9 protein-coding genes are annotated in these 11,571 nt (G+C 40.8%); 3 read left to right on the top strand and 6 right to left on the bottom strand.

Features of this window, described 5'->3' with window-relative positions; all coding sequences use genetic code 11:
- Positions 1-37: 37 nt before the first annotated feature.
- The 5 genes from H5115_RS09185 to H5115_RS09165 form a co-directional block, all read right to left on the bottom strand.
- A complete protein-coding gene (locus tag H5115_RS09185; protein ID WP_002959427.1) occupies positions 38-718 on the bottom strand; it encodes a flagellar hook assembly protein FlgD in 681 nt (226 codons plus the stop codon).
- Positions 719-731: 13 nt separating this feature from the next.
- Complete coding sequence (gene flgC / locus H5115_RS09180) at positions 732-1,163, bottom strand: flagellar basal body rod protein FlgC (protein WP_002959429.1); 432 nt, start codon at positions 1,161-1,163, stop codon at positions 732-734.
- A 5-nt stretch (positions 1,164-1,168) separates the two neighbouring features.
- Positions 1,169-1,576, bottom strand: coding sequence for a flagellar basal body rod protein FlgB (flgB, locus tag H5115_RS09175; RefSeq protein ID WP_002959431.1), 408 nt, complete (start codon positions 1,574-1,576; stop codon positions 1,169-1,171).
- Between the two features lie 145 nt (positions 1,577-1,721).
- On the bottom strand, positions 1,722-2,552 hold the full coding sequence (locus H5115_RS09170) for a protein-glutamate O-methyltransferase CheR (RefSeq protein WP_182754898.1): 831 nt from the start codon (positions 2,550-2,552) through the stop codon (positions 1,722-1,724).
- Between the two features lie 20 nt (positions 2,553-2,572).
- Entirely contained in the window at positions 2,573-3,505 is a 933-nt protein-coding gene (locus H5115_RS09165; protein ID WP_002959434.1) for a chemotaxis protein CheV, read from the bottom strand.
- Between the two features lie 140 nt (positions 3,506-3,645).
- On the opposite strand from H5115_RS09165, the gene flgA reads away from it, so the two are divergent.
- The 3 genes from flgA to flgN all read left to right on the top strand — a co-directional run bounded on the left by flgA (position 3,646) and on the right by flgN (position 5,174).
- Positions 3,646-4,353 carry a flagellar basal body P-ring formation chaperone FlgA gene (flgA, locus tag H5115_RS09160; protein ID WP_007581857.1) on the top strand — a complete coding sequence of 236 codons (708 nt, stop codon included), beginning with the start codon at positions 3,646-3,648 and terminating at the stop codon, positions 4,351-4,353.
- Between the two features lie 76 nt (positions 4,354-4,429).
- Complete coding sequence (flgM, locus tag H5115_RS09155; RefSeq protein ID WP_002959436.1) at positions 4,430-4,750, top strand: flagellar biosynthesis anti-sigma factor FlgM; 321 nt, start codon at positions 4,430-4,432, stop codon at positions 4,748-4,750.
- The gene (gene flgN, locus H5115_RS09150; RefSeq protein ID WP_039484691.1) at positions 4,743-5,174 is read left to right on the top strand and encodes a flagellar protein FlgN; all 432 of its coding nucleotides are present in this window, start codon (positions 4,743-4,745) and stop codon (positions 5,172-5,174) included. Before flgM ends, flgN begins: the two co-directional genes overlap by 8 nt.
- Positions 5,175-5,352: 178 nt before the next feature.
- Here flgN and H5115_RS09145 read toward each other — a convergent pair.
- Positions 5,353-11,571 (bottom strand): Ig-like domain-containing protein (locus H5115_RS09145; RefSeq protein ID WP_182754896.1); only part of this gene is annotated, 6,219 nt, incomplete at its 5' end.

The following is an 11,571-nucleotide window of genomic DNA, read 5'->3' as shown; positions in this document are numbered from 1 at the left end:
TTTAGCCTGCTGACAGGCGAAGTATAATTAAAATTTATTACGCGATTTCTGCGACGTCTGTCAACCTAACCGCACCTTCTTTAGTGTTAATAATAATGCCACTTGAGCCATTAATATTAACGCTTTCAATGTTCTTAAATGTAGCAATGGGTAAGCTTGAAAATTCACCGTCAGTACTTCCTTCTGCGGTTACTGAGTATTCACCTTCAGGTAAACGCTCACCAGCTTCATTTTTGCCATCCCACGCAAAACGTACCGCACCTGCTGGCTGAGAACCCATATCAATAGTTCTTACTAGCTGACCTGATGCATCAGTAACTTTAATTTTTAAGTTATCAACGGCTTCTTCTGCTACTGCAGAGCCTCTGGCATCACCTGTTTCATTTAAATCCAGAGTGTTTGACTCTAGTAAAGCTTGTTTGCCTACAAGTGTAGATGCTTGCAGTGCTGAATTAGATGTCATTGAAGAGGCTAAAGATTCAAAATTAGTATTTAAATCTGTAATCCCTTGCGCCATCGTAAAGCTAGTCATTTGAGCAATCATTTGGTCATTATCCGCAGGGTTACTGGGATCCTGATACGATAATTGCTGAGTTAACAAAGAGAAAAAGTCTTCTTGTGTTAACGCATCACTCTCATTATCACTGGTAGCAACTTGTTGCTCTTGCCAGCGTATAGAGTCTAAATAGGATGAAGATGTACTAATATCGTTACTCATAACCTACCCTCGGTTACCGCTGCCCTAGCAACAGTGTTTTACTTAGCATTTGCTTAGCTGCATCAGCAACTTGCACGTTTGTTTGGTAAGAACGAGAGGCAGAAATCATATTTGCCATCTCTTCTACAACATTAACGTTGGGTTTATAGATATAGCCATTTTCATCCGCACTTGGATGGTTTGGGTTATATTCAATTTGCAATGGTGCATCGCTTTCAACAATGCCCAAAACTTTAACACCAACTGCGGAGCCCTGCTGGTTACTTACTGATGCTGAAGCCTTTGTTAGCTCAGCCGCAAATACAGGTTGGCGCGCTCGGTACGTTTTGTCTTGAGATGAACTAATGGTATTAGCATTAGAAATATTACTAGCTGTCGTATTTAAGCGAACGTTTTGTGCGCTCATACCCGAACCTGCAATATCGAAAACATTATATAAACTCATAATTTTTATCCTTGACTACCGAGAGCTTTATTCAGGCCTTTAAATTTGCCACTTAAAAATTGCAAGCTGGCCTGATACTCCATAGCATTCTGTGTATACAAGTTTCGTTCCACTTGTATATCAACCGAGTTACCATCACCTGTATCTGATTGATTTGGCAAACGAAATGATTCTGAACTGCCCATACTATGAGTACCTCCACCAATGTGTTTATCATTAGTTCTTACCATAGTATTGCCGCTTTGCTGGGTTGACCTTGCCGCTTTTAAAGCAGAGGCAAAATCAATATCTTTTGCTTTATAGCCAGGCGTATCAGCGTTAGCTATATTAGTTGCAATTAATTCTGCTCGCTGTGAACGGATCAACATGGCTTGCGGATGCACACCTAATGCTTTATCAAAACTGATAGCCATAACCTTCTCCAAAAAATTGACTTACCCATTAATAAAGCAAAAAATAAGCCATTAATATTAGGGCTTGCTATATTTTTATAAGGCTATGTATCTAAATAGAAAAACGACGCTAGGTGCGTCGTTTTAGGGAAGGGAGTTAGCTTAATTACTTCTTTTGGTAAATAATACCAGGGTTGCACCTAACCATATCAAACTCAATACTTAGGCCAGTTAGGGACTCTGACGCGCCTAAAAATAGGTAACCGTTTGGATTTAACGCTTGTGCAAACTGGTTAATAATTTTAGCTTTTATTTCAGGCGCAAAATAAATTAGTACATTTCGGCAAAAAATAATATCAAACTTGCCCATTAACGCGTAAGAATCAAGCAGATTTAAATGCCTAAAACTAACTTGTTTTTTTATTGTATCGTTTACTTGTGCCATACCGTTGCCGCTGTCTTTAAAAAACTTTTTACGACGCTCTGCAGATAACCCTCTGGCGAGTGCCAGCGCGTCATACTCTGCATTTTTACACATATCAAGCATGGTATTAGATATGTCGGTACCAATAATTTGTGCCCCCATACGAAGCACACCTGGTTGCTTAGCACTAAATTCAGCAACCGACATAGCTATTGAGTAAGGTTCTTGGCCTGACGAACTGGCAGCAGACCAAATTTTTAAAGGTCTTCTTAAATCTTTAAATTCTGGGAAAAGCTTGTTTTGGAGTAATTCAAATGGGTATTGATCTCTAAACCACAAAGTTTCGTTGGTGGTCATTGCATCAACCACAGCGGCTCTTAATTGCCGCTCATGAGGCCCGAGAGTTTTACTAACCAATTCCGATAAAGATCCCACATTAAATCGAGTCATTAACGGAGCAAGTCGGCTTTTAACTAAATACTGTTTATTTTCACCTAAAACAATGCCGCATTGCTGCTCTAAAAACGAACGAAACTGGTCGTATTCACTTTGCTGCAAATCTTTATTATTCAAGTTAGTAGCACCTATTTTTGTTAATCACAATGAACCCACTTTTTAACCGCTGTTGCTAATTCATCTGGGTTAAATTTAGCAATAAAGTCATCTGCCCCTACTTTTTCAATCATCGCTTGGTTAAAAACACCACTCAAAGAGGTATGCAAAATAACATGCAAAGGTGCAAGTTTGGGATCTGCTTTTATTTCAGCTGTTAAGGTATAGCCGTCCATTTCTGGCATTTCAACGTCTGAGATAAGTAATGCTACTCGCTCTGTAATATCATTTTTACAATCAAGCTCTGCTATTTCTTTAAGCCTAATTAAAGCTTCCTTACCATTTTTAGCAAGCTCTGTTTGAACACCTAGCGGCTCTAAGGCTCGTTTAACTTGATTACGCGCAACAGCAGAGTCATCTGCAATAAATACGATACGTTCGCCTAAATCTCTTTGAATATCGCCACTTTGTGCAACTTCAGCACTTACTTCTGTGTTTACTGGACAAATTTCGTTGAGAATTTTTTCTACATCGAGAATCTCGACTAATTCATTTTCGATTTCGGTCACTGCTGTTAAATATGAATAACGTCCGGCGCCTGATGGCGGTGGCATTATTTTTTCCCAATTCATATTTACAATACGTTCAACTCCGCCCACTAAAAACCCTTGCACAGAGCGGTTGTATTCAGCAATGATTATAAAGCTGTCTTTAATGTTGTCGATTGGGCGCCCACCTACAGCCATTGATAAATCAATAACCGAAATGGTTTGACCACGAATATGTGCAACACCACGAATATACGGATTAGATTTTGGCATGCTTGTTAGTGGAGGGCATTGCAGCACTTCTCTCACTTTGAATACATTAATACCAAAACGCTGACGCCCTCTGAGCTTAAATAAAAGTAATTCTAGGCGGTTCTGCCCAACCAACTGTGTGCGTTGGTTTACTGAGTCTAAAATGCCTGCCATTCAAATCTCCTAAAGAAAACAAATAATACGGAACGATAATTGCTTTCTATTTATAAAGCTACATAACATCGCGGGTGCGTCTACTTTTTGACGCAAAATATTTATACCCTGTTTGAAACCATAAGCATAGTCGAAACATTATGAGTTTGTTAAAAAAAATCAGAAGATACAGTGTTTTTTATTTTGTTACTAGCTTGTGCTTTGTATTCCCTTTGCAAGCTAAAGTGTTTAGTAAAGATTTATTACAAGACATGGCCGTTGCTTACATAGCTAAGCAAATTGGTACATTACAAAATACTAATACTCAATTAAGTGCTCTGCCTTTAGACAGTCGCATTCCTGATCGTGTCTGTAATACAGAGCTTGAATTATCAACATCCGATGAGCCACCATTTAACCGCCAAGTAACCTTACAAGCCAAGTGCAATGATGCTCAAACGTGGGCTCAATACGTTCATGTTAGAGTTGTTGAAATGGCCCCAGTTGTTGTTGCTACTGCTAATTTAACCCGCGGTGAAGTAATAACTAAATCGCATTTAAGTATTGAAATGAAACCAACTCACTTTGTACGAATACAGTACTTAGATGATCCCACAATGCTAATAGGTAGTAGAAGTAAACGAAATATTAGAAGTGGTATGCCAGTATTACTAAACCAAATTTGCATGGTGTGTAAAGGTGACTCTGTTAATATTTACGCAAACCTGAGGGGTCTTAGAATTAAAACCACAGGTATTGCTTTAGAAGACGGTACTTTGGGCGAACAGATACAAATAAAAAACAAAAAATCAGGTAAAGTTTTAAATGCGCGAGTAGATGGTGTAGAGTCTGTTCAGGTGAATATTTAATTTAGATTTATACTAAAGTATCCTACGTATATGCCGATAACATGGCATAAGTTGGGTAATATACGGGTTTATTATTATGGTTAATCAAGTTAATGGCAGTAATCAACAAGCTAATGCGTTAACAAATGCAAAGCAGCAACAAGTTGATTTAAAAAAAGATAACGCAAATACACAAGCTGCTCAGGCCCCTTCGCCTAAAGCTGCAAGTGATTCTGTAAGTTTAACGCCGCAAGCGCAGCAATTAAAAACGCTTCAAGATAAAGCACAGCAATCGCCTGGCTTTGACAGCGATAAAGTTGCTGAGCTAAAAAAAGCAATAACTGAAGGTAAATACCAAGTGGACAGTGAAAAGCTTGCTAAAAACTTAGCTGATTTTGAGTTTAACGTGTATGGCTGATCATAATAGTTTAATTAGCGTAAAGCTAAACCAACAAGTAAGTTGTTTAGACTCTTTACACACGCTATTAAACGATGAGCTTACTGCTATTGCCTCACGACGTGGTGCTGGTTTAAAAGAAATTGCCCAACAAAAAATGTCTTTTTTAACTAAGCTAAGCACTCTAGATAAAGAGCTAAGTAAGCTCATTGCCAGTAACGATACACAAAGCCCTGAAATATCTGAGCTAATTAGCCAAGTTAAAACTCAACTTGCACAATGCCAAAAACAAAATAATGTTAATGCTCATGCTGCCCGTCAAGCGCAACTTAGTGTTAAACAATTAAAAGAGATATTAATTGGCGCACCAACGTCAATGACCTACGACCAAGCCGGTAAATCTGTAAATACCGAGAGTAAATTGGTTCGTAATTTAAAAGCGTAAGCCCAAAATTTTACATTAAAAAAGCCTTATTGATAAATCAATAAGGCTTTTTTAATGTCCTTGTCTCGTCCTGAAATGTGTTTACACATTTAGGATTTATTATGACCAAGTCAAATAATATCAATTTGCTTAATAATGTAAGCCCCCTAAAAAAATAATTAAGAGGGCTTTATTGATATTAAATATCCGTTTGATTATTACTACTTTCAATTAAGTGTTTAATCATCTCTTCCGATTGATTTTGTACATCAACCGCAGGTGCTGCTGCATCAATGCTTCCTCCACTTTGAGCTGGAGTATAAGCAATTGCAGAACCTTCATCCTCAACCAGTGTATTTAGCGCTATAAGCTGCTCTGCATCTTCATCAATGATTACGTCATTAATATTAAGTGGCTCCACCGAACTTACTTGCACAGTTTGCTCAGGTGCTGATAGACCACTCAAGTTACCTAAATCAATCGTTTCAGTGCTTAATACGTTGTTGCTTGAAACTTCATTAGGGGTTGTATCGCCTAAAGCCGACTCCTCACTAAATGATTCAGGGATTGTGTCGCCGGAAGCAGCGCTTACTCCACTATCGTAAATGTTGCCTGACTCTATAAATACATCATTTCCATTTTTAACGTGGTAATTACCAGCTTCGTCCACAGTATAGAAATACGTGTTTTCAAGGCCTGTACCCAGTAAACCTAAAGCATTCAGATCTAAGTTGGTCGAGTCCCAATTACCTTGAGCATCTACAACTGCATATGGCGCTGAAGTTAATGCTAAATCAATGCCTAAAACTAATGAGTCGAGAATATAGACCTTACTTCCCTCACCGCCATCAGATGTCCCTTCGTAGCCAACCAATATCCCTATACCCAATAAATTAAGTAAGTACTCAGGTTCTACTGTAAAGTTGATCGGTGTAGTATCAATAACCAATCCAGATAAACTACCGCTTGATGTTGTATTACTTGATGCATCAGTTGCGACAGCTGTTACAGTATAAGCCCCATCAGTTAACTCCGTATCCGGTGAAGCACTCCATTCACCGGATGCGTTAGCAGTTACCTGTTTAGTGACTTCTGTTGCACCGCTAAAGGTGACTAATATAGTTTCACCTGCGCCAGCAGTCCCTGTAACAAGCGGATTTTGATCTGCGGTTAGCTCTAACCCCGAGTCAATTGTAATACCTGAGTCAATTGCGCTACTTGATGATTGCGTACCTGTATTACCTGCGCTATCAGCAATGCTTACATCTACGCTGTAATTACCCTCAGGAAGTACTTGTGTAGAGGTCACGCTCCAAGTTCCATCAGGCCCAACTGTTGTTTGAACATTATGAGTGGCACCAGCTGAATCAGTAAACATAACTATAACATTTTGTCCTGCAAAGCTTCCAGTTACTGACCCCGTAACAGTAGGTGTTGTATCTTGCCCTACCAATATTGGATCTATGACTACAGTTGGCGCTGTGTAGTCTGTGCTTGACACCATTGTATCGCTTGATGAGTTACCCGCAGCATCACTCACTGTCGCAGTAGCACTAAAACCACCTTCACTAAGCGCGCTGGTAGCTGTTACAGACCATGTGCCATTGCCTGCAACTTGAGCGGTAATAGTTTGTGAATCGTTATTATCATCAGTAATAACAACACTCACATTTGTACCTGCTGGTGCATCACTTATCCCTGTAATAGTCGGTAGCGAGTTATTGGTTACAGGTAATTGAACAACTTCAACTGTTGGTGGTGTTAAATCAATTATTCCACCAAGACTTGTAGAGCTTGAAAGCCCTAAGTCTTCAACTGTAGCACTTACAGTAAAGGCGCCTTCAGCTAATGGTGTTGTAGGTATTAGAGTCCACATACCTGCTATAGCCGTTGTATTATAAGTGGTAACCGTGCCGTCACTGTCAGTAATAACGACTTCTACGTTGCCATTTAATACATCAGTTGTACCGCTAATAGTAGGCGTTGTATCGCTCGTATCAATTATTGGGTTTATCAACAAACTAGGTAGAGTTGTACTGACTGTACCAATTTGATTTACAGTGGTTGTGTTACCGGCGCTATCAGTACTTATAGCTTCCACTGTAATTTCTCCTTCAGGTAATGCAGGAGCAATAACAGCCCAAGTACCATCTCCAAGAACAGTAGTAGTTACTGTTTGTACTGCGGCTGTTGAGTCAGTGATATTTACTGTAATTAAACTCCCTACTTCTTCATCGCTGAAGCCTGTAATTGTTGGTGTTAGGGTATTTAGTACTCCGAACGCATCTATTACTAACACTGGTGGAATGGTGTCTATTGTTACTTGTTCTGTAACAGACTCGCCTACATTGCCCGCAGCATCAGTAATATTTGCATAAACAGTGTATATACCATCTGGTAAGCTAGTTGTAACTAAAGACCACGTGCCGTCGCTACCAACAAGCGCATCGAAAACTGTTTCATTGCCGTTACTATCAACCACTGTTACGTCAATATCTGTACCTGGTTCTTCTGATGATGAACCTGAAATCTCTAATAAATCGGTATCGCTAATGCTCAGTGGTAAAATTCCAACTACTGGTACTAGCGTATCCACTACAAACTCGAGAGTATCGGTAACTACGTTTCCTGCATCATCAGTAATACTCACATTAGCAACATGCTGCCCTTCAGTTAGTGCATCTACCTCGAGTGAAAATAACCCAGCTGCATTAACCGTAGTGGTTAAAACTGAACCACCATCAAGTTGTATTTCAACAACACCATTAATTAAATCACTGGTTCCTTGGATAATTGGCGTGGAGTCTGATGTTGTGCCAATAACCTCTAAGCCAAGTGTTGGCGATATTGTATCCACCACTGCGGTAAGTAGTTGCGTGGTAGTAATACCGACTTCACTTAACACGTCAACTGTTACGCTGAATGTACCTTCAGCCAATGATTGAGGAACCTGCACAGCCCACGTATTATCGGCTTGCACTATAGCCGTAAGCTCTTGTACTACATTTTCGCTATCTACCACTCTCACTAGCACTTCGGTGCCTGGGGCTTGGTCGGTCGTACCGCTAATTATCGGCAAATCACCCTGCCCTGTAGTAAAGTCAACTACCGCATTAAGTAATGGCGTTGAAGCATCTACATCAGCCGTAGTTATAGTGGTGGTGTTACCCGCTTCATCGGTTGCAGAGGCTTCAATAACTGATAAGCCAATAATATTAACTGCTAGGCCTAATAGCTCCCAATCACCATTTGCATCTGTGGTTACATCGTATGTTAAATCGAGTAAATCACCTGCAAGCTCTAGAGTAACCGTAACGGTTTTACCTTCGCCCAAATCAGATGTGCCAGATAAAGAAACCAACTGACCTAATAGGAACGAAGGCACAATAGTAAGCTCTGGCCCTACTGTATCTACTTCGCCACCCGTTTTACTATCAACAGAGGTATTTCCTGCGCTATCAGTAATCGTTGCCGTAACACTGTAGCCCCCTTCTGCTAATTCGTTATCTGCAGCGGCTTGCCAGTCACCATTTTCATCCGTTTGTACGGTAATTTGATGAGAAACTCCAGCTGAGTCAGTAAACGTAACTATAACGTTTGTATTTGGCTCGTTTGATGTGCCATTAATTAATGGCGTGCTATCTTGAGTTAGTATTAATGAACTTTGATTAATACTAATCTCGGGAGCAATTGTATCAATGGTTGCTGTATTTGTTGCGTCCCCGGTATTACCCGCGCTGTCAGTAACAAATACTTCAACTGAATAATCTCCTTGCGATAGAGAGCTAGTTGCCTCTACAGACCATACACCACCAGTTTGAACTGTTGTATTTACAGTATGCTCATTACCTTGTGCATCAGTGAATACCACTGCAACAGCATCACCCACATTGGCACCTGTCACACTTCCAGAAATACTTGGAGTTAGATCAGTACTTCCAACAATATCGCTAATAGTTACAACTGGCGCAGTTATATCAACTACCCCTGTAGTACTTGTGTTTACAGGGTTACCGGCAGTATCTGTGGTTGAAGCTGAAACCGTGTAAGCGCCCTCACTCAACTCTGTACTTGCAGCGACTGACCATGTGCCATTTGCACCAACCGTAGCATTAACCGTTTGCTCTGCACCTAAGCTATCAGTAATTAAAATAATAACTAATGCGCCTTGCGGTGCGGTTGTTGTGCCTGAAATTGTAGGCGTTGTATCATTTAAAGTTACAAGCGGAGTAATACTAAGCGTTGGCGCGGTTAAATCGATAACACCGCTACCTGTTGTATTACTCGTTAAGCCTCCTTCAGTCACACTTGCCGAAACGGTAAACTCACCTTCAGGAAGAATACTTGTCGCATCAACACTCCAAATACCGCCTACTACCGTCGTAGTTACAGTATGTGAAACGTTATTAACGTCAGTTATAACAACCGTGATTTCTGTGTTATCTGCCGCACTACTTGTGCCTGATATTGCTGGTGTTTGATCGTTTGTATCAATAATTGTATTAATATTAATTGTAGGCGCATTGGTATTTAACATTGCGGTACTATTTGCAACTGATTCATTCCCTGCTGCATCAGTAACACTTGCAGAAACTGCAACTTCACCATCAGTCAGTGCATCTGTAATATCTACAGTCCAAGCACCACCTGCACCAACAGTAGTTGTGTAAGTCTCGGTACTATCTCCATCGGTCACAGTTACTGTAATACTCGTGTTTTCAGGTTCATTGGATGTGCCTGAAATAGTTGGCGTGCTGTCATTAATTGTACCTAATGCGTTTATAGTAATACTTGGTGCTTGAGTATCAATAAAGCTCGAGCCTGTATCCACTCCTTGATTGCCAGCATCATCGGTAATACTTACCTCTACATCATAATTACCATCAGGCAAACTTGGCGCTGTAACTTGCCAATCGCCGTTAGCATCAACTATTGCAGTTAAAGTATGTATATCACCGTTGCTATCTGTAATAACTATATCGACCACCGTATCCTGTGGTTCAGTTGAAGTACCATTTATAACTGGTGTCTCAGTGTTAAATACAGTTATGTCATTAAGTACAATAACAGGTACTTGGGTATCAATTGTTAAATCAATAGTCGTGCTGCTGGTATTATTAGCGTCATCGGTAACATTTACTTGAGCCGTATAATCACCATCAACAAGTGCTACGGGGACATCTACTTGCCAATTGCCATCAATACCCACTGTTGCTGTTAGTGTTTGACCGCCGATAAGGATGGTTACATCAGCACCAATCTCATTACTCGTGCCTGAAATTGTAGGGGTTGTATCTATTGTCGCGTTAACTTCGTTCACAATTAATGTAGGAGCAACGCTATCTATTTCACCTTGAGCCTGCTGCGTTGTTAAATTACCAACACTGTCTCTAACCTCTGCAACAACGGTATATTGACCTTGCGCTAGCTCTGCAGGTACAGCAACAGACCAGTCGCCACCGGCTTGAACTGTCGCAGTAAACGCTTGGCTTTCTCCTTCACTATCAGTCACGGTTATATTAATTACCGTGCCTTGCCCCATATCGGTGGTGCCGCTAATTACTGGCGTACTGTCATTAGATAAAGCATCAACACTAACGGTTAATTCTGGTGCTACGTTATCAAAATCAAGTGTATTGATTGTTCTGACATTACCAGCGGCATCCGTTGCACTGGCAGTCACATAGGCAAGGTTTAGTAAAGGCACTGTTATGTTTGCAAGCCCCCAGGTACCATCAGGATTTGTCGTTGCTGTATAAGTTGCGCCAACTAACCCACCAACTAGGTACTCTGTAATAGTGATTATAGAGCCTCCCGGTAAATCAGAATCCCCCGAAAGAGAAACTAAATTACCTAATAAAAACGATGGAATAATTTCAAGTTCAGGAGCAGTTACATCCACTTCGCCGCTGTCTGTACCTGTACCTGTGTTGCCTGCGGCATCGGTGATGCTGGCGCTAACGTTATAATTCCCTTCGGCTAATGTGCCTGTTGGTGTCGCACTCCAGTTACCATTGACATCGGTTTGTACATCAATGCTTTGAGTAGCATTTGCTGCATCTGTAAAGGTCACCGTGATGGTGCTGTTAGGTGCATCACTAGTGCCTGTCACTGTGGGCGTGCTGTCATTTGTTAATATTGGCGCATCTACACTCACACTTGGTGCTGTGGTATCAATGGTGCCGTTGCCGGTAATATCGGTGCTGTTACCTGCCACATCGCTAATACTTGCTTCGATGCTATATGGTCCCTCTGCCAGTGCAGTCGGTACTTCTATAGAGAAGTTGCCGTCTGCATCAACCGTGGTGGTAAAGGTTTGTGTATTGCCTTGATCGTCCACTACCGTGAAGTTAATAACGGTGCCTTCAACGGCATCACTTGTGCCACTGAGTGTCGGAGTAATATCGTTGCTTGAGCC

This window comes from Pseudoalteromonas sp. SR44-2, from assembly GCF_014163745.1.
Lineage (GTDB): Bacteria > Pseudomonadota > Gammaproteobacteria > Enterobacterales > Alteromonadaceae > Pseudoalteromonas > Pseudoalteromonas distincta.
Note: the sequence above shows the minus strand (reverse complement) of the source record. Positions and strands in the feature narration are given on the sequence as shown.

Excerpts from the sequence above, each read along its gene's own strand:
- H5115_RS09185 (WP_002959427.1), bottom strand. The coding sequence starts at position 718 with ATGAGTAACGATATTAGTACATCTTCATCCTATTTAGACTCTATACGC.
- flgC (WP_002959429.1), bottom strand. The coding sequence starts at position 1,163 with ATGAGTTTATATAATGTTTTCGATATTGCAGGTTCGGGTATGAGCGCA.
- flgB (WP_002959431.1), bottom strand. The coding sequence starts at position 1,576 with ATGGCTATCAGTTTTGATAAAGCATTAGGTGTGCATCCGCAAGCCATG.
- H5115_RS09165 (WP_002959434.1), bottom strand. The coding sequence starts at position 3,505 with ATGGCAGGCATTTTAGACTCAGTAAACCAACGCACACAGTTGGTTGGG.
- flgA (WP_007581857.1), top strand. The coding sequence starts at position 3,646 with ATGAGTTTGTTAAAAAAAATCAGAAGATACAGTGTTTTTTATTTTGTT.
- flgM (WP_002959436.1), top strand. The coding sequence starts at position 4,430 with ATGGTTAATCAAGTTAATGGCAGTAATCAACAAGCTAATGCGTTAACA.
- flgN (WP_039484691.1), top strand. The coding sequence starts at position 4,743 with ATGGCTGATCATAATAGTTTAATTAGCGTAAAGCTAAACCAACAAGTA.